Here is an 18,950-nt window from a genome sequence, read left to right as displayed (position 1 = left end):
TTTCCGAGACGAGCCGGCATTGCCTAGTTAGACGGCGAAGTCTTCTTCGGCCGCAACGACATTGTCGGTGTGGGCCCGCAAAGACGCTGCCATTCTCCGTATCTCGGCTTTCGCCTGGTCAGCGGACTTGCTGAACTGAGAGTGAACGTCGTTGAGGGTTGAAGCCACCCGTTGGGATACCTCGTCGCGCGCCGCCGCCGTCACCGTGAGGTTCGGCGCCTCGGTCTGCATGAGTTTCTCAGCCCGGCTGGCTAACGCGTCCAGTTGGTTGGTGGCGTCGGTGACCTCTTGCGGCTGCATCCGGAAATCAGCTGTACTGTTCATGCCGAAACTCCTTCTCTAGATTCTCAATTCGATGTCTGGGCTGGCGACTTGATCTGCGTGACCAAGCACTGCAGGGGCGACGCTGCCCAAATCACCGACGATCTCATCGCCTTGGTCAGAGGTGTGCAGGAAAGCTGCTGCACTGTGGGTGCGCCCGGCACCAGCCCGCGCTCCGGCTGCCATTGGCGCGCCCCCCATCATTGGGGACCCGCTCATGCCGGACTGCGCAACGGCATCGGTGTTCATCACCGCTGGGGCTGCGTCAGTGACAGGGACCGCCGGAGCCGAAGCCATTCGCGAGGGAAGGGTCTCAAGTGAAAGATCGCCTGGCACAGTAATACCCGCGCCACCACCGGGCGCGGCTTTGCCGAGCGCCTGGGCAGCCGCGCCGCCAGCCGTCAGAGCGCCCCCGGCCCCGGGAGCACTTGCCGCGGCAGGCGCGCCCTGTCCGCCGGCTTGCATCGCGCCCATCGCACCCTCCATCGCGGGCATCGCGGCCTGCATCAACATCGGAGCGAAGCTCGAAGCGGGCGTCGATGCTGCGGCCGCGGGCGCGCTGGCGAATGCCGCCGGAGCGTTCGCTGCGGCAGGCGGAACCGCCGCGAGATTGGTACCGAAATGCGATGCCGAGTTGCCAGCTGCCGCAGCGAGACTAGAGCCTGCCTGCGGCGGCGAGGTCACCGACACCGGCGCGCCGACCGCCGTGGTGTTAGCTGATTCGGTGGCCAGTGTGCCCTGCAATTCGGTCATGACGGCGGTGGCCGACGTAACCGCTTGGTTCGCTGCCGCGATAGCTTGGGCCATACCCCACGGAAAGATGATGTTGGGGCCTATCGCGGCTATCGTCGCGGAAAATTCGTTGAGAATCGCGACGAGTTGCGCCTGGGCCTGCTGCACACTGGCGGCCGCAGCGGACAAGCTGTTCTTCAAGGCCGTCGCCTGGCTGGCTACCTGCGCACCGTTGGCAAGCGCCGCAGTGGTTTTCGTGCCGGCCGCCGACGAGGCCACACCTTGCCACGCAGCATTGACGCCGGCCATGGCGGGCTGCACCTGCTGACCCGCCGAATCCAGAGCCTGCGAGATGCCACCGAGCATCTGCGTGGGGTCCAGGTTGCTGAACATTCCCGGGCCAAGCATTCCGAGCGCATCGGTCACGGGCTGGATCATCTGGGTCAACAGATTGGTCAGCATGCCCGTCATCCCGTTGTTGGGTGCGCCTGCGGGCGCACCATGGGGATCCGCCGGGTCTGGCGCTGCCGTTGTCTGCGGCAATGGCGGCACGCCCAGACGGGCGAGGATGCTTTGGACAGGCTGATTCAAGTAGTCACCGAGGTTCGATTCGCTCGCGTTGATGGCCGGTCCGGGGTCAGACCCGGGCAATGCCTGCGCAAATTGACGGCTTTGCACAGCCGACGGTACGGGCTCCGGCGGCGAAGCCGGGGTCGCTTGTTGCACGAATGCCATTGCCGGCCAACGTCACGAATCGTCGGCGGCAACGAAGGACATGCTCGCCACCTGCGTTGCCGCTGCGATGCCCTCGTGTACGCGCCCCACCATCAGGGCGGCGGTCACGTTGTTGGCCTGCGCCGGCCCGTAGGCCGCTAGATAGCCGGCACCAATGGGACCGAGCGCGGCGGCAGCAGCATTCAGCATCGCCGCGGAATCAGCGGAGCTAGCAGTCGAGATCTCCTCTGCAGCAGCATTGTTGGCGGCCGCGAAAGCCGTTAGCGCCTGCGGAACGACTGATAGGACCATTGCGCACCTTCCCCTCCCCTAAGTCGCGGCCGGCTGACCCGCTACCCTGAGCCGTCATCATCAGGAGTACGAGATCGTTCGACCGCTCGTATGTCACCCATGGTGGCGACGGCTCGGGGGCGGCGCTACGACGCGTTACCTATCAGATGCGAGTCACGGCCTCGCACTGAGCTTTTCGCGCCGTCGAGCACGCGCGATCGGCGCTTCTGTCACTATCGCTCTCACCTGAGAATCCCCAGGCTGTGGAGTCGGCACGGATGAAGCCCGCTGGTCGGGTTTCGGTCGCGTGGGTGTGATCCAACAAGCAGCGGATTTTCCGCTTCGGGCACGGTCGGTAACTGAACGTGGGGCAGCGTTGCAAACCGTCAGCAGCAGCGGTCGTGGCCACGCCAGAACCGTCCGACGAGCCGTCGCGGGCCACCAACCCGAACGACCTCTCTACCGGCCAACAGCTCTCAACTAATTAGCTACCATCTGGATCCCAGGTGCCTGGTAGCATCGGCAACGTTGGGCCACTACCGAATTCGTCGCCGGCCAGAGAGGTCAAGCCCGACGCGGTGGCTGCTGTGCGTGCAGTCCCGGCGAATCCGAGACTGCCGGCGCCGCGATCTGATGTCGTCACCGACGGCTGGTCCCAGTCCGGCTCGACGTCGACGTTCATGTCCATGAACTCGTCGCCGTAGTCTCGCTGACGCGCCCGCTGACGCCGGCGGGCCCGGGCCGCCTCCCCCGCACTCGCAGCCGCGGTGGCTGCGGCGCCATCAGGCTGCGGCGCCTTCTTTTTCGCACCGGCACTCGCGCTGGCGCTCATCCCCGACGCAGACCCGATCCCGGGAGGAGCGATGGCGTAGGGCGGCGCAAACCCGGGTCCGCCCGCAGGGGGCGGCGCGGCAGGCGCAGCGCTCGGCGCCACGGACACCGTGGGCGCGGCCGCCGGTGCCGTCGCGGGGGCCGGGGCAGGCGCGGCGATCGGAGCGTGTCCGAGCGCTGCCGCAATGCCGGGCGCGGCCGGAGCCGGTGGCGGTGCCGCCGCGACCACAGGGTGCGGCAGCGCAGCTAAGCCGGCCAGCCCCGCGAGGCCGCCGACGGCCCCGAATGGGGCAACCGTCGCGATGAACGGAACCAGCAGCAACTGCGGCGTGCTCGAGAGCCAACTGGCGATCTCGGCGATGTGAGTAGGCCAGTCCACTGCCTCGAGGAAGGCGATGTATTGCCAGGCCATCGCCGGGTTTGTCTGCAGGTACTGGCCGAACTGCTCAAAATCCTCAAGAAGCTCCAGCGCGCGAACCACCCAGAAGATCAATTGGCCCGGGTTCGTATATTCGTCGTACGGGATCCCATTCACGGTCGCTTGTCCAGGATTCCAATCGATCCCGAACAGCCGCAGAATCTGCGCAAGGAATTGGTTGAACGGGTTGTCTACGGTGGGATCGGGAAACTCCTCGTCGTCGTCGCCACCACCGGCATCCTGGACGGCTGCGACATCGGGTTTCACGATCTGCGGTGCCGGGTCGGCCGGCGCTGTCGCCGCCACCGCCGCGGTGGAGACCGATTGATAGCTCGTCATCGTGGCGGCGGCCTGAACCCACATCCGCGCATAGTCGGCCTCGTTGACAGCGATCGGAATAGTGTTGATGCCAAAGAAATTGGTCGACACCAAGGCTCCGTGCACGACGTGGTTGGTGGCCAGTTCGGGCAGGGTCGGCATCGCCGTCAGCGCGGCGGTGTAAGCCGCGGCCGCCGTCTCATGGTGAGCCGCGGCCGCGGCGCTGTCCGTGCTGGCCTTCGTCAACCAGGCCAGATACGGCACATGCGCGGCCACATACGACTCGGCGCTCGGTCCCTGCCATGCCCCGGCCTGGGTCGACGCCAACAAAGCACTGAGTTCTTGTGCTGCCGAGGCATATTCGGCGCTCAGCGAATTCCATGCGGCCGCGGCCGCGAGCAACGGCCCGGGCCCCGGACCGCTACTGAGGAGCGCCGAGTGCACCTCCGGCGGTGAGGCCATCCACATCGGGGCCGTCACGCTACGCGGCTCGCAACATCGGCGATGACCTGGTCATTTGTCGATACCCCTTGGGCTGAAAGGTCCATGACCTCAGCTAACTTAATGCAAACGATTTTCATTATCAACACGCCGGCCCGGACCCGGGACGACGAACCCGCCGGAGACCGTATCGTTAATCTGTCTAACCAGTACACCGGCGGAAGGGGCGCATCCGTGGCGCGCAGCGATAACGACACCTGGAACCTGGCGACCAGCGTGGGAGCCACCGCAACCATGGTTGCCGCGGGGCGGGCCCGGGCCACCAAGGACGCACTGATCGACGACCGGTTCGCCGAGCCGCTGGTGCGCGCCGTGGGTATCGACTTCTTCACCCGGTGGGCCAACGGCGAAATCGATGGCGCCGTCGTCGACGAGCCCGGCGCCGCGTGGGGCATGCAGCGCATGACCGACCTGCTGGCGGCCCGCACACGCTATATCGATGCGTTCTTCGCCCGGGCCGCGACGGCGGGTGTCCGCCAGGTCGTGATCCTGGCTTCCGGCTTGGACGCACGCGGATACCGACTGAATTGGGCGCCGGGCACGACGGTGTTCGAGATCGACCAGCCGGAAGTCATCGAGTTCAAGACGGCCACGATCGAGGCGCTTGGCGCCGAACCCACCGCTGAGATCCGGGCCGTCCCGATCGACCTACGCCACGATTGGCCGTCGGCGTTGCAGGAGGCCGGATTCGATACGAGCCGACCGGCCGCGTGGGCCGCCGAGGGACTATTGGGCTTCCTGCCGCCCGACGCTCAGGATCGCTTGCTGGACAAGATCACCGAGCTGTCCGCCGACGGCAGTCAGCTGGTGGCCGAAGTGTTTCTGAACACCGGCTGCAACCAGGACGCCTTGGACGGCGCCAGCCAACGGTGGCGGGAGCACGGCCTCGACGTCGTACTCGACGATCTGGGCTTCCCCGGGGAGCGCAGCGATGCCGCCACCTATCTGCGCGACCACGGCTGGCAGCCGGTCAGCACCCCGCTGAATCAGTTGTTGGCGGACAACGGGTTACCGCAACAGCCCGACGGCGAGGACGCGCCGTTCGCCAAGAATTACTACTGCACCGCAGTTCTGCACAAGGCAGGTTAAAGGAAGGCCCCACCGATGCCACACAGCCAGCCGCCCAAGCCACTTGACGGATACCGGGTACTCGATTTCACCCAGAACATCGCCGGGCCGCTCGCTGGGCAGATCATGGCCGACCTTGGTGCCGAGGTGATCAAGGTCGAGGCGCCCGGCGGTGAGGCGGCGCGGCAGATCGTCGCGGTCCTGCCCGGCCGGCCACCACTGCCCACGCTGTTTTGGCCGCATAACCGGGGCAAGAAGTCGGTGGCGGTAGACCTGACCGACGATGCGGCCAAGCAAAAAGTACTCCGGCTCGTCGACACCGCGGATGTCGTGCTGGAGGGTTTTCGCCCCGGGGTGATGGAGCGGATGGGTTTGGGCCCCAACGAGTTACGGGCTCGCAACCCGAAGCTGGTCTATGCGCGCCTGTCCGCCTACGGGGGCAACGGTCCCCAGGGCAGCAGGCCGGGGGTCGACCTGATGGTCGCTGCCGAGTCGGGCATGACCACCGGAATGCCCACGCCGAGCGGCAAACCACAGATCATTCCGTTCCAGCTCGTCGACGCCGCCAGCGGCCACGTGCTGGCCCAAGCGGTGCTGGCGGCGCTGCTCAACCGCGAGCGCCACGGCGTGGCCGACGTGGTCCGGGTCGCAATGTACGACGTCGCGGTGGGGCTGCAGGCCAGCCAACTCACGATTCACCTGAACAAGCCCAGCGAGCAGCCCAAGCCGAAACCGGATGCCGCGCCGAATACCAAGAAGCGCAAAAGCGTTGGCTTTGCCACGCAACCGTCGGATGCTTTCAAGGCCGCCGACGGGTATCTGGTGATCAGCGCCTATGTACCCAAGCACTGGGCGAAGCTGTGTCAGATCATCGGCCGGCCCGACATGCTGGAAGACGAACGGTTCATCGATCAGCGCTCTCGCGCGATGAATTACCCCGAGTTGACCGAGGAACTCGAGTCGGCGCTTGCTGCCAAGACTGCCGCCGAATGGGTTGAGCTGCTGCAAGAAGGCGGCTTGATGGCCTGCCTGGCCTACACCTGGAAGCAGGTGGTCGGTACCCCGCTGTTCGCCGAGAACGAACTCGCTCTCACGGTCGGCAGTGGTAACGATGAAATCACAGTGATCCGCACGCCGGCCCGCTACTCCAGCTTCGACGCGGCGGCCGCCGATCCCCCACCCGCTACTGGCCAGCACAACGAACTGTTTCTGGCCGAGTCCTGATTTCCTGCGGCGACTTTCTTTGAATCGCCCATGAAACTTCTTGTTGTCAACGCGTAGGCACCTGGCTTTCTTTGAGTTGTCGATGAATCAACGGGCCTTTTTCACGGTTAATGGCTAGCTGCGCCAAGCTTCCTCACACGAACTAGCCGCAGGCGGCACAATGTCTTGCCGTCCGCTGATGTGACTTGTCTTGGTTGCCAGGGCCGGTCGGCGCACGATTGACACGCGACGTTCTACCGGTCATAAAGAGTCGTCAGCCCGCGGTAGCGGACCGCCGCTTGCCGACTTCCGAACCGTTGGAGGAGTCGACTTATGAACGCGCCTATCAGCGACCTTGCGGAAACGACCAGATCTGGGTCGCTTCTGAAGAATCTGCGGCACGACGTTCCCGCATCGCTTGTCGTCTTCCTTGTGGCCCTGCCGCTTTCGCTGGGCATCGCGATCGCCTCCGGCGCCCCGCTCGCCGCCGGCTTGATCGCCGCGGTAGTGGGCGGCATCGTCGCCGGAACATTCGGCGGGTCGTCCGTCCAGGTCAGTGGCCCAGCCGCGGGTCTCACCGTCGTTGTCGCCGGATTGATCGATGAGGTCGGATTCCCGATGTTGTGCCTGATGACCATCGGTGCGGGCGCGCTGCAGATCGCGTTCGGCCTGAGCCGGCTCGCACGCGCCGCGTTGGCGATCGCGCCGGTGGTCGTGCACGCGATGCTGGCGGGCATCGGTATCACGATCATGCTGCAGCAGGTTCACGTTCTGATGGGCGGATCGTCGCACAGCTCTGCGTGGCAGAACCTGGTGGCGCTGCCGAACGGCATCCTGCATCACGAACTACATGAGGTGATCACCGGCGGGACGGTCATCGTCATCTTGTTGCTGTGGTCAAGGCTGCCCGCCAAGCTGCGAATGATCCCCGCGCCGCTGGTGGCAATCGTGGCCGCGACCGCACTGGCGATCGCGGCCGGCCTGGATACCGATCGAATCTCCCTGTCGGGCAACTTCTTCGATACCCTCAACCTACCCAAGATCTCGGGGGCGTCCCCGAAAGGCAAGCCGTGGATCGAGGAGACCAGCGACATAGTCGTCGGTGTCCTCACGATCGCCCTGATCGCCAGCGTCGAATCGCTGTTGTGCGCGGTCGGTGTCGACAAGCTACATAACGGGCCGCGCACGAACTTCGACAAGGAAATCATCGGGCAGGGCGCCGCGAACGTGATGTCCGGGTTGGTGGGCGGCCTGCCGGTCACCGGTGTCATCGTGCGCAGCTCGGCCAACGTGGCCGCCGGCGCCCGCACTCGAATGTCGGCCGTGCTGCACGGCGTATGGATCCTGTTGTTTGCCTCGCTGTTCACCGAACTGGTGGAACTCATCCCCAAGTCAGCACTGGCCGGACTGCTGATCGTGATCGGCGCCCAGCTCGTCAAGCTGGCTCATGTCAAACTGGCTTGGCGGACAGGTAATTTCGCGGTCTACGCGGTCACCATTTTGTCGGTGGTGTTCCTCAATTTGCTGGAGGGTGTGGCCATCGGACTCGCGGTCGCGATCGGCATCCTGCTGATCAGGGTGACGCGCGCGCCCGTTTCCGTGCACCCGGTTGGCGGCGAGCAGTCCAAGCAGTGGCGGATCGACATCGACGGCACGTTGAGCTTCTTGCTGCTGCCGCGCCTGACCAAAGCGCTCGCGTCGGTGCCCCAGGGGTCCGAGGTCACGTTGAATGTCAACGCGGACTACATCGACGACTCTGTCTCGGAGGCCATTTCCGATTGGCAGCGCTCCCACGAAGAACGGGGCGGAGTGGTGGTCATCGTCGAGACGTCGCCGGCGAAGCTGCTGCAGAACGCGAATGCCAGTCCGCCGAAACGTCACTTCGCGTCCGCTCCGATCGGGCTGGTGCCGTGGCGCTCGGCGCGCACCAATCACCAAAACAACGGCGACGCTTCCATTCTCGACCGCGTCGACGAGTACCACCGCAATGGTTCCGCCGTGTTGCACCAGCACATCACCGGACTCGGCGGTGCACAAGACCCGTATGCGCTGTTCCTCACCTGCGCGGACTCACGGATCCTGCCGAACGTCATCACCGCCAGCGGCCCCGGCGACCTGTACACGGTCCGCAACTTCGGCAATCTGGTGCCGACCGACTCGGACGACCGATCCGTCGACGCCGCACTCGAATTCGCCGCCAACCAGTTGGGCGTGCGTTCGGTTGTCATCTGCGGGCATTCGTCGTGCGCCGCCATGAAGGTGCTGCTCGAGAACACCGATCAGCCCGCGACGTCGATGGGCCAGTGGCTCGAATATGCCGGTGAGAGTCTGGACGCCTACCGGGATCACCATCCGGCACGCGCGAGCGCCGAACACGTCGGGTACTCCGAGATCGACCAGTTGAGCATCGTCAATGTCGCTATCCAGCTGGAAAGGCTGGTCCACCACCCGATCCTGGCAACCGCCGTCGCGTCCGGCGACGTACAGGTGGTCGGCATCTTCTTCGACATCACGACCACCCGGGTGTACGAGGTGACTCCGCGTGGCATCGTGTGTCCCGAAGAACCGGTCAGACCACAGGCCTGACGGTCATTGCGGGCTAGACGCCCGGAAGACGCACCACCTGAAGGAAGAATTCGTCGATCTGCCTTACCGCACTGATGAATTGGTCGAGGTCGACCGGTTTGGCGACATAGGCATTGGCGTGCAGCTTGTAGCTGCGCAGGATGTCTTCCTCGGCAGAAGAAGTGGTGAGCACGACGACCGGGATGCGGGCGAGATCGGCGTCGGACTTCACCTTTTCCAGCAGCTGGCGACCGTCGTACTTCGGCAGGTTCAGATCGAGCAGGATCAGATCTGGTCGCGGCGCGCCCTCGAACTCGCCGCGCCGGTAGAGGAAGTTCAGCCCCTCTTCTCCGTCGTGCGCGACATGCAACCTGTTTTGGAACTTGTTGTGCTCCAATGCTTCCCGGGTAATGAGTTCGTCTCCCGGGTCGTCTTCGATCAGCAGAATCTCGACAGCTCTGCCGGCTGGTGTCATCGGTGCGCTCCTTCCAGGGCGGTTGGGACTTCCGCGCCCACCGCAGCGGGGAGTGTGAACTCGAAGCGGGTTCCGTCGGTGTAGGTCGTGTCGATCCGAATGGCGCCGTCGTGATATTCGACGATCTTTTTCACCAGTGCCAGGCCGACCCCCGTTCCGGGGTATACGTCGCGGCCGTGCAGACGCTGGAAGATGACGAAGACCTTTTCGGTGAACTCTTCGGCAATGCCGATGCCGTTGTCCGACACGGTCAACAGCCACTGGCGCGTATCGGAGCGCAACTCGCAGTCGATGACGACCCGGGGCGCCCGATCAACGTGCCGGAACTTGATCGCGTTGCCAATCAGGTTCTGCCACAACATCGTCAACAGTGTCGGGTCCCCGACGACCTGGGGCAGCGGCTGACTCGGGCGCACGATCTCGGTGTGTGATTCCTCGATGGCCGCGCCGAGGTTGGCCACGGCCACATCCAGCGTCGCGTCCAGCTCGACCTCGGTTTGCTTGATGCCCACCCGGCCGACTCTGGAGAAGCTCAGCAAGTCGTTGATCAGCACCTGCATGCGTTTGGCACCGTCGACCGCATAGCCGATGTATTCGGCACCGCGCTCGTCGAGTTGGTCGCCGTAGCGTTTCTCGAGCAACTGGCAGAAAGAGGCGACCTTACGCAGCGGTTCCTGCAGATCGTGGGAAGCGACATAGGCGAACTGCTCGAGTTCGGCGTTGGAACGCTTCAATTCGATTGCCTGCTCGTCCAATCGCGCCTCGGCCGCCCGCGATATGTCGAGTGCCGAGACGATGCGTTGCCGCATGTTCTCCACATCGATGGCCATATCCTGAATGTCCTTGGGCCGCCGCGGGGGCATGATGGTTTCGGTGAAGCTGCCCTCGGTGATCCGCCGGCAGGAGGCGGCCAGCGCCGCGAGCGGAAGCGTGATCGCGGCCCGGGTCAGCACTCCCAACGTGATCGCCAGACCGAAGAACACCAGCACCACCGCACCCAGCACCCGGTCGCGCCAGGCGGACATGTCTTTCAGTTCGTCAGTGGCGTGCGCGGACGCCGCGGTGAAATCCACATTTTGCGTATCGAAAAGCTCTCGCAAATGGTCGAATTCGGCTTTGCCGCGGTCGGCGTCCCTACTGTTCACCACATCAGGCGAGTTGGGCGTCACGCTCGCGATCAGCGGCTCCGCGGAGCTGGCCCGCCAGTTGTCGGCAGCCCGCTCGATCGCATCCAGGTCGTTGATCAGGTCCACCCGCCCGCCGAGCAACCGCCGAATCTCTTCGGCCGCCGCGTGTTCTGCGTGCTGCCCGTCGTAGTACGGCGTGAGGAACTGCCGATCGGCGGCGATCGCGTAACCGCGCACCCCGGTCTCCTGGTCGCGCAACGCCGCCTGCAGCTGGAAGGCGGCCACCCGCGCCGGCGCAATCTGGTCGCTCAGGCTACGGGAGAGCTCGTCGGTGCGATTCAACAACAGCGTGCCCCCCACCGCCCCGAGGAGCACCAGCACTCCCATGCTGAGCAACACGAGGAACAGCCAGCCCCGGACGGTGAGCTGAGCTCGCAGGTGCGGCCCGGTCATCACGTCGCCGTCCGCTCTACGCGCACAATGGCGATGTCATCGGTAAGGCCGCCGCGCGGCTGAGCGAGTTGCTCGGCGCCGTCAATCAATGCATCGACGAACGCCGGACCCGGCAGATCGTGGTGGCTACGCGCCAGTGCCAGCAAACCATCCTCCCCAAGTCGCTCGTTGCCGGTTCCGGAATATCCCTCGAACAGTCCGTCGGTGAGTAGCAGCAGCCCCTGCCCCACCGGCAATTCCAGCTCGTGCTGCGGCCAGTCGTCGCCGCTGAGGCCCAGCGCCGGCCCGGCCGGCGGCTCCACCCATTCCACCGTTCCGGCGCCTTGGCGCAACATACCCGGATGGCCGGCCCGGATGGAGGTGATGCGCGAGGTGTCGGGCGCAATCTCGAGGGACAGGACGGTCGCGAAGATCCCACTGCCCGTTCGTTCGGCGTGCAGTATCCGCTCGAGCTGGCGCATCAGCTCAGCGGCGCGCACGCCGGCGAATGTGAGCGCGCGCCAAGCGATCCGCAACGCCGCGCCCAGCGCCGCCTCATCGGGCCCGTGCCCGGCGACATCTCCAATCAGCACGTGCACAACCCGGTCCGCCGTCTGCACGACGTCATAGAAGTCACCGCACAGCAGCGCGTCCGCGCGGCTCGGCCGGTACCGGGCCACGATCTGGACACCCGGGTTGTCCAACAGCAACGGGGACGGCAGCAGGCCGCGTTCCAGCAGAGCGTTCTCGCGGGCTCGAAGCTGACTCGCGTACAGGTCCGCGGCGATGAGCTCGACGCGCTTGCGCTCGATCGCGTAAAGCAGTGCACGGCGCAGCATGTCGGGTTCGACGCGGCCCTTGACCAGATAGTCCTGCGCCCCGGCCGCGACCGCGGAGGCGCCGAAGAACTCGTCATTCAAACCGGTCAGCACCACGATCGGCACCGTCGCGTCGTGCTTGGCGATACGGTCCAATGCCTCGATACCGTTGGCGTCCGGCAGGTGTAGATCCAGCAGTACGCAATCGGGCCGGGCCGAGGCCAGCTCGCGCTCGGCGTGCGCCATCGACTGTGCCCACGTCACCTTGATGTCGTCGACTGCGCTGGAAATCAGGTCTTCGACGAGCACGGCGTCGGCCCGGTCGTCTTCGACCAAGAGCAACGACAATGTCTGCCAGTTCGCGGCGGGGGTCACCGGGCTATGCACGGGCACCGATCCCGGGCGGGGGCCAGTGGGGAACCAAGTCCGTCATCTGCGCACCCCTCGCCGCGTTCGGGCCCTTACCCGGTAGCGCACGATCCTATTAGGCGACCTGAGTTTCTGGCCATCGGGCCCCGGAAAACGTTCAGCGCAGCAGCGCCCGCGACATCACCACGCGCTGAATCTGATTAGTACCCTCATAGATCTGGGTGATCTTGGCGTCGCGCATCATTCGCTCGACGGGGAAGTCGATGGTGTAGCCGGCACCGCCGAACAGCTGCACGGCGTCGGTGGTGATCTCCATCGCGACATCGGAGGCAAAGCATTTCGACGCCGCCGAGATGAATCCCAGATTCGACTCGCCACGTTCGGCTCGCGCGGCGGCGCTGTAGACCATCAGCCGCGCGGCCTCCACCTTCATCGCCATGTCGGCCAACATGAACTGCACGCCCTGGAAACTACTGATCGACTCGCCGAACTGCTTGCGATCCTTCGTGTAGGCGATGGCGGCGTCTACCGCGCCCTGCGCGATGCCCACGGCTTGCGCGCCGATGGTGGGCCGGGTGTGGTCCAGAGTGGCCAGCGCCGTCTTGAACCCGGTGCCGGGCTCGCCGATGATCCGGTCGCCCGGGATACGACAGTTCTCGAAGTACAGCTCGGTGGTCGGCGAACCCTTGATCCCGAGTTTCTTCTCCTTCGGCCCGACGGTGAAGCCCTCGTCATCCTTGTGCACGATGAACGACGAGATGCCGTTGGCGCCCTTGTCGGGATCGGTCACCGCCATCACGGTGTACCAGGTTGACTTGCCACCGTTGGTGATCCAGGCCTTGGCGCCGTTGAGGATCCAGTCGTCCCCGTCGGCCTTGGCGCGGGTGCGCATGGATGCCGCGTCACTGCCGGCTTCGCGCTCGCTCAAGGCGTAGGACGCCATCGCGGTGCCATCGGCGATCGACGGCAGCACCTGCTTCTTCAGTTCGTCGGAGCCGCGCAGGATCAGCCCCATGGTGCCGAGCTTGTTCACCGCCGGAATCAGCGACGCCGACGTGTCGACCCGGGCGACCTCCTCGATGACGATGCAGGCCGCGACCGAGTCCGCGCCCTGGCCGCCGTACTCCTCGGGCACGTGCACGGCGTTGAAGCCCGAGGCGTTCAGCGCGTCCAGCGCCTCGGACGGGAAGCGGGAATTCTCGTCCACATCCGCGGCGTGCGGAGCGATTTCCTTTTCCGCCAGCGCCCGAATCGCCGCCCGCAGCTCCTGGTGTTCCTCGGGCAACTGGAACAGATCGAAGTCGGGGTGTCCCGCCCATGCAGCCATCGTCGGCCCTCCTTGCTACTCGCCGGTAACTTTACCCTGCAGCTCCTGCAGGGCCGCATCCTTGGCCCGCACGCTCTCGGCCAGCTGGTCCTGGAACGCGACGATCCGGGCTCGCAGCGCCGGGTCGGAGGAGCCGAGAATCCGCACCGCCAACAAGCCGGCGTTGCGGGCGCCGCCGATGGAGACCGTGGCCACCGGCACACCGGCGGGCATCTGCACGATCGACAGCAGCGAGTCCATTCCGTCCAGCCGGGCCAGCGGCACCGGCACGCCGATCACCGGCAGCGGCGTCGCCGACGCGACCATGCCGGGCAGGTGAGCCGCGCCCCCGGCGCCGGCGATGATCACCTCGAGGCCGCGGTCGGCCGCACCGCGGGCGTAGTCGAACATCACGCCCGGGGTGCGATGCGCCGAGACCACCCGGACCTCGGCCGGGATGTCGAACTCGGCCAGTGCCGCGGCGGCGTCGGCCATCACCGACCAGTCGCTGTCGCTGCCCATGATCACCCCCACGCGGGCGTCGTTAGCCATTGGCGCCGCTCCTCCTCATCACAGCGTTCTGCATCGTCGCGGCGCTAGCCATGTGGATCCCATCCGTCCGTCCACTGCCCCTGGGACAACCAGTGTGCCGCCAGCTCGGCACGTTCACGCAGCTTCGGCAGGTCCGCCACGGCGTCACCCAGGAAATTGATATGCCCGACCTTGCGGCCCGGGCGCTCGGCCTTGCCGTACAGGTGCACCCGGGCGTCGGGCATCCGCGCGTAGAGATGGTGCAAGCGCTCATCAAGGGACATCGCGGTCATCTCCGGCGGGTGCGCGGCGCCCAGCACGTTGGCCATCACTGTCACCGGAGCGATGGCATCGGTGTCGCCGAGCGGGTAGTCCAGCACCGCCCGCAGATGCTGTTCGAACTGGCTGGTGCGCGCGCCGTCCATGGTCCAGTGCCCGGAGTTGTGCGGCCGCATCGCGAGCTCATTGACCAGCAGTGCACCCTCGCGGGTCTCAAACAACTCGACGGCGAGCACACCGACCACGCCGAGTTCCGCGGCCAGCCGCAGCGCCAACTGCTGCGCGGCCGCGGCCACGCGCTCGGACAGCTCCGGCGCCGGCGCGATCACTTGGACGCAAATCCCGTCGCGTTGTACCGTCTGGACCACCGGCCAGGCCGCCCCCTGCCCGAACGGCGAACGGGCCACCAGCGCCGACAATTCGCGGCGCAATGCCACCCTCTCCTCGAGCACCACCGGCACGCCGTCGGCCAGGTAGGCGCGGGTGATCTCGCGGGCATCCGCCAGGTCCCGCGCGAGCCGCACGCCACGGCCGTCATAGCCCCCGCGGGCCGCCTTGACCACCAGCTCAGCACCGACACGGCGCGCGAAGGCATCCACCTGATCGATGTCCTCGAGCGAATCCAGGCCGAGATAACGCGGCACGGCGGCGCCGAGGCCCTCCAGCCGGTGGCGCATCACGAGCTTGTCCTGGGCGTACAGCAAGGCCTGCGGCGCCGGTGCCACGTTGACGCCCTCGGCGACCAGCTTCTCCAGCAGCTCCGTCGGGACGTGCTCGTGGTCGAAGGTCAGCACGTCGGCGCCCGCGGCGACGCGGCGCAGGTCTTCCAGATCGGTGTGCGAACCGATCACCACATCGGGCGTGACCTGCGCGGCGGGCTCGTCGTCGGAGCCGGCCAGCACCCGCAGGCGCTGGCCCAGTGCGATCGCGGCCTGATGCGTCATCCGGGCTAGTTGACCGGCGCCCACCATGGCGACCAACGGGGTGCGTGTATTCGGCACGGCAATCATGGTGTCACGGCACCTGACGGCGTGTTGACCGGCTGCGACGCGAAATCGTTATGTACCATTTTGCGCCGTTTTCGCGTCCATCCGTACACTCACGTCTTGTGTCCTTCGCCGATGCCACAATCGCGCGCTTGCCTGCGGCCTTTCAGCCCTATGCGGAGCGCCATCATGAATTCATCAAATTTGCCATCGTCGGGGGCACCACCTTCATCATCGACTCGGCAATTTTCTACACCCTCAAGCTGACGATTCTCGAGACCAAGCCGGTGACGGCCAAGGTGATCGCGGGCATCGTCGCGGTCATCGCGTCCTATGTACTGAACCGGGAGTGGAGCTTCCGCAACCGCGGCGGCCGCGAGCGCCACCACGAGGCGTTGCTGTTCTTCGCGTTCAGCGGGGTGGGGGTGCTGCTGAGTATGGCGCCGCTGTGGGTTTCCAGCTACATCCTGCAGCTGCGGGAGCCGATGGTGTCGCTGACCGTGGAAAACATCGCCGACTTCATCTCGGCCTACATCATCGGCAACCTGCTGCAGATGGCATTTCGCTTCTGGGCGTTCCGGCGCTGGGTGTTTCCCGACCAATACGCCCGCAATCCCGACAAGGCACTGGAGTCCGCCCTCACCGCGGGCGGCATCGCCGAAGTTTTCGAGGACGAGGTGGAGTCCGGCAACGTCACGATGTTGCGCGCGTGGCGCAACCGGGCGAGCCGGAGCACTCAGGTCGCCGACTCCTCGGACCCCAGGGTGTCGAAAACTTCGTGATACAGCAGCGCGTGTACCTCGCGCAGCCGCGGAATGTTGTGGAACTCCAACGGATCTTGTGACGCCGATTCGATAATCAGCGTCCCGGTGCGAAACATCCGCTCCCAAATCTTGTCCCGGAATTCGACACTGTTGATCCGCGCCAACGGAATATCGATCCCGCTGCGGGTCAGCAATCCTTGCCGATACATCACCCGGCGATTTGTAACGACGAAATGTGTGGTGAGCCAAGTCAAAAACGGCCACAGCGTCAGCCAGCCGACGATCACCAACCAGATCCCCCAGATGACGCCGTGGATGATGTTCTTGGCGACCTGTTCCCAATGCGTGGAGTTGACGTAGCCGGACCCGAACGCCGCCAGGCCCGTCACCAGGATGAAAATCACGACGGGCCAGATCAATCGCTTCCAGTGCGGATGGCGATGGATGACGACCTGCTCCCCGGCGGCCAGGGCGTTATCGGGATAGCTCATGTGGTGACATTAGCCCCGCAGATGTACGACGTCACCGGCCGAAACGACGACGGTCTCGTGACCGGTCTCCAAACAGAGCCGGCCGTGATCGTCGATGGCGCTGGCGGTCCCGACGATTTCCTTGCCGCCCGGCAGCGCGGCGCGCACCCGGGTGCCGATGGTCAGGCTGCGCGCCCGGTAGTCGGCCGCCAACTTCCAGTCGGCCCCGCGTGCGGCCTGCCACCCGACGATCCGCCCGCCGAGCTCTCGCAGCACCGCGCGGACCAGCTGGTCGCGGTCGGGCGCGGCCACGCCAAGATCGAGCAGCGAGGTCGCACCCGCCCCGTCGATCTGGTCGGGTGCCTGAGTTACGTTGAGCCCCAGGCCAATTACCACTACCGGCCGCGCGACCTCGGCGAGGATTCCGGCCAGCTTGCCTTTGGAATCGGGCGGGCCGGCCAGCACGTCGTTGGGCCACTTGAGGCCCAATTCCACCCCGGCCCCCTGCAGCAGCGGGGCGACGGCGTCAACTACCGCCACACCGGTCGCCAGTGGCAGCCAGCCCCACCCCGTGACCGGGACGTCGACAACGCTCACCCCAACCGACATCGTGATCTGCGCCCGCGGAGAAGCGATCCAGCCGCGCCCGTGCCGGCCGCGACCGGCGGTCTGGTGCTCGGCGATCAGCACCGCCCCGGTGACATCGGTGCCGGCCGCCGCGCGGGCCAGCAGATCGGCGTTCGTGGAACCGGTCTGCTCGACGACATCGAGCTGCCGCCAACCCAATCCGGTCCCGACGAGCTCATTGCGCAGTGCGGCCGCGTCCAGGGGCGGCCTCAGTGAGTCCCGGTCCATCGCCGTCCAGCCTAGAGGTCAGCGGCGGCGATCTCGCATGTCTAGCACCGCCAAGTGGCTGAACAGCATGCTGGTCCCAATCGGGTTGCCGCCACCGGGATAGGCCAGGCCGCTGGGCGCGGCCATCGTGTTGCCCGCTGCGTACAGGCCGGGGATGGGGTTGCCGGAGGTGTCGAGCACCCGCGCCGCGGAATCGGTGCGCAGGCCCCCCTTGGTGCCCAGATCGGAGATGCCGAACGCCGCCGCGTGATAGGGCGGTGAGTCGATCGGTACCAGCGGCGAAGCACCTGCCGAGAACGCGCGATCGAATGCCTCGTCGCCCCTGCCGAAGTCCTCGTCGACGCCGGCGGCGGCAAAACCGTTGAAGCGGGCCACCGTTGCCGCCAGCCGCTCGGGCGGCACCCCGATCTTGGCGGCCAGTTCTTCGAGGGTGTCGGCGGTGTGCCACAAGCCGGCGGCGACGTACTTCTCGGTCTCGACGATGCTGACGTTGGCCGCCTTCACCGGCGGCACCTCGCCCTCTTTGTCGTCGTAGATCATCCAGTACGGCAACGTGATCGACCCGTCTTGCAGCTGCGCGATGATCTCGCGGCCGGCCCGGTCGTAGGCCCGGGACTCGTTGACGAACCGGTTGCCGGACTGGTTGACGAAGATGCCGCCGGTGAACCACAGCGCGAACGCCGAGCGACCGTCGGGATGGGTCATGCCCGGTGACCACCACGCCTGATCCAGTAGGTCGGTGTCCGCGCCCGCGGCGATGCCGGCCTGCAGCGCCAGACCGCGACTTCCCGGGCCGCCCATGGTGTCTCGCGCCACACCCGGCACGCCGTACCGGGCGCGCAACTCCTCGTTGGCTTCGAAACCGCCGGCGGCCAGCAGCACGCCCAATCGGGTGCGGATCGCCCGGCGCTGCCCCGCGTTCTCGACGATGGCGCCGATGACCCGTCTTTCCGGCCCGTCGGACACCACTAGCTCGACCAGAGCGGTGTCGCGGTGCAGCGACGCGGTCGGGTACTGCTCGATGGCCTTGAGGAATCGCGCGATCAGCGCACGGCCGCCGAGATAGTAGTCCGATGGAGTTTCGGCGCCCAGCCGGTCGGTGTCCAGCGGGCCGCGGATCATCTCGCGCAGTTCGGGAGCGGCGGCCACTTTCAGGGGCTTGGCGGCGATGTGGCGCTGACCATCCAGGCGCGCCTTCGGCGCCTTGCCGTAGTAGTCGGGCCAGGGCAACGGCACGAACTTCAGGAGCGGGTCTTGTTCGAGGTACTCGATCAGCGGCGCGCCGCCGCGCACGAACGTCTCTTGCAGTTCGCGAGGCGTGCGCTCGCCGACCACGGCCCGGTAGTAGGTGAGCGCGTCCTCGATGGTGTCGTCGGTGCCGGCCCGCACCAGCACCGGATTGCCCGGGAACCAGACGCCACCCCCGCCGGAGTACGCCGTGGTGCCACCGAATTTCGACGTCGCCTCGACCAGCAGCACCTCGAGGCCTTCGCGTGCCGCGGTGTAGGCGCCGGTGACCCCGCCGCCACCCGATCCCGCGACCAGCACGTCATGCTCTTCCGTCCAGTCGACCATC

The 18,950-nt window shown here is 66.2% G+C and carries 17 protein-coding genes; 4 read left to right on the top strand and 13 right to left on the bottom strand.

The window, feature by feature from the left end:
• Positions 1-27 precede the first annotated feature (27 nt).
• From OK015_RS07805 to OK015_RS07790, 4 genes are all read right to left on the bottom strand, one after another.
• Positions 28-324 (bottom strand): PE family protein, encoded by a 297-nt coding sequence (locus OK015_RS07805; protein WP_268130484.1) that lies wholly within the window; start codon positions 322-324, stop codon positions 28-30.
• 15 nt (positions 325-339) lie between these two features.
• A complete protein-coding gene (locus tag OK015_RS07800) occupies positions 340-1,644 on the bottom strand; it encodes a hypothetical protein (RefSeq protein ID WP_268130483.1) in 1,305 nt (434 codons plus the stop codon).
• 156 nt (positions 1,645-1,800) lie between these two features.
• Positions 1,801-2,079 (bottom strand): type VII secretion target, encoded by a 279-nt coding sequence (locus OK015_RS07795; protein WP_268130481.1) that lies wholly within the window; start codon positions 2,077-2,079, stop codon positions 1,801-1,803.
• Between the two features lie 463 nt (positions 2,080-2,542).
• Positions 2,543-4,105: a PPE family protein gene (locus OK015_RS07790; RefSeq protein ID WP_268130480.1), complete on the bottom strand. Its 1,563-nt coding sequence runs from the start codon at positions 4,103-4,105 to the stop codon at positions 2,543-2,545.
• 195 nt (positions 4,106-4,300) lie between these two features.
• On the opposite strand from OK015_RS07790, the gene OK015_RS07785 reads away from it, so the two are divergent.
• The 3 genes from OK015_RS07785 to OK015_RS07775 all read left to right on the top strand — a co-directional run bounded on the left by OK015_RS07785 (position 4,301) and on the right by OK015_RS07775 (position 8,983).
• Positions 4,301-5,215: a class I SAM-dependent methyltransferase gene (locus tag OK015_RS07785; RefSeq protein WP_268130479.1), complete on the top strand. Its 915-nt coding sequence runs from the start codon at positions 4,301-4,303 to the stop codon at positions 5,213-5,215.
• A gap of 15 nt (positions 5,216-5,230) precedes the next feature.
• On the top strand, positions 5,231-6,418 hold the full coding sequence (locus OK015_RS07780) for a CoA transferase (RefSeq protein WP_268130477.1): 1,188 nt from the start codon (positions 5,231-5,233) through the stop codon (positions 6,416-6,418).
• 312 nt (positions 6,419-6,730) lie between these two features.
• On the top strand, positions 6,731-8,983 hold the full coding sequence (locus OK015_RS07775; RefSeq protein ID WP_268130476.1) for a SulP family inorganic anion transporter: 2,253 nt from the start codon (positions 6,731-6,733) through the stop codon (positions 8,981-8,983).
• A gap of 13 nt (positions 8,984-8,996) precedes the next feature.
• Here the strand turns inward: OK015_RS07775 and OK015_RS07770 are convergent, their stop codons facing one another.
• The 6 genes from OK015_RS07770 to OK015_RS07745 all read right to left on the bottom strand — a co-directional run bounded on the left by OK015_RS07770 (position 8,997) and on the right by OK015_RS07745 (position 15,309).
• Positions 8,997-9,437 (bottom strand): response regulator, encoded by a 441-nt coding sequence (locus tag OK015_RS07770; RefSeq protein WP_268130475.1) that lies wholly within the window; start codon positions 9,435-9,437, stop codon positions 8,997-8,999.
• Positions 9,434-11,017 (bottom strand): sensor histidine kinase, encoded by a 1,584-nt coding sequence (locus OK015_RS07765; protein ID WP_268130473.1) that lies wholly within the window; start codon positions 11,015-11,017, stop codon positions 9,434-9,436. Before OK015_RS07765 ends, OK015_RS07770 begins: the two co-directional genes overlap by 4 nt.
• Entirely contained in the window at positions 11,017-12,162 is a 1,146-nt protein-coding gene (locus tag OK015_RS07760) for a PP2C family protein-serine/threonine phosphatase (RefSeq protein ID WP_268132522.1), read from the bottom strand. The genes OK015_RS07765 and OK015_RS07760 overlap by 1 nt, the downstream gene beginning before the upstream one ends.
• A 178-nt stretch (positions 12,163-12,340) precedes the next feature.
• Complete coding sequence (locus OK015_RS07755; protein WP_268130471.1) at positions 12,341-13,510, bottom strand: acyl-CoA dehydrogenase; 1,170 nt, start codon at positions 13,508-13,510, stop codon at positions 12,341-12,343.
• 15 nt (positions 13,511-13,525) lie between these two features.
• Entirely contained in the window at positions 13,526-14,041 is a 516-nt protein-coding gene (gene purE / locus OK015_RS07750; RefSeq protein WP_268130469.1) for a 5-(carboxyamino)imidazole ribonucleotide mutase, read from the bottom strand.
• Positions 14,042-14,085: 44 nt separating this feature from the next.
• Complete coding sequence (locus tag OK015_RS07745; RefSeq protein ID WP_268130467.1) at positions 14,086-15,309, bottom strand: 5-(carboxyamino)imidazole ribonucleotide synthase; 1,224 nt, start codon at positions 15,307-15,309, stop codon at positions 14,086-14,088.
• Positions 15,310-15,407: 98 nt separating this feature from the next.
• On the opposite strand from OK015_RS07745, the gene OK015_RS07740 reads away from it, so the two are divergent.
• A complete protein-coding gene (locus OK015_RS07740) occupies positions 15,408-16,067 on the top strand; it encodes a GtrA family protein (RefSeq protein WP_268130465.1) in 660 nt (219 codons plus the stop codon).
• On the opposite strand, the gene OK015_RS07735 is transcribed toward OK015_RS07740, so the two are convergent.
• The 3 genes from OK015_RS07735 to OK015_RS07725 are packed head-to-tail and all read right to left on the bottom strand — an operon-like array spanning position 16,022 to position 18,949.
• On the bottom strand, positions 16,022-16,540 hold the full coding sequence (locus tag OK015_RS07735) for a PH domain-containing protein (RefSeq protein ID WP_268130463.1): 519 nt from the start codon (positions 16,538-16,540) through the stop codon (positions 16,022-16,024). The two genes, OK015_RS07740 and OK015_RS07735, sit on opposite strands and share 46 nt — an antisense overlap.
• A 9-nt stretch (positions 16,541-16,549) precedes the next feature.
• Positions 16,550-17,374 carry a biotin--[acetyl-CoA-carboxylase] ligase gene (locus OK015_RS07730; RefSeq protein WP_268130461.1) on the bottom strand — a complete coding sequence of 275 codons (825 nt, stop codon included), beginning with the start codon at positions 17,372-17,374 and terminating at the stop codon, positions 16,550-16,552.
• A gap of 18 nt (positions 17,375-17,392) precedes the next feature.
• Positions 17,393-18,949 (bottom strand): FAD-binding protein, encoded by a 1,557-nt coding sequence (locus tag OK015_RS07725; protein WP_268130459.1) that lies wholly within the window; start codon positions 18,947-18,949, stop codon positions 17,393-17,395.
• Between the last annotated feature and the right edge of the window lies 1 nt (position 18,950).

This window comes from Mycobacterium sp. Aquia_216 (assembly GCF_026723865.1).
Classification (GTDB): domain Bacteria; phylum Actinomycetota; class Actinomycetes; order Mycobacteriales; family Mycobacteriaceae; genus Mycobacterium.
This window is presented reverse-complemented; position numbering and strand designations above follow the sequence as displayed.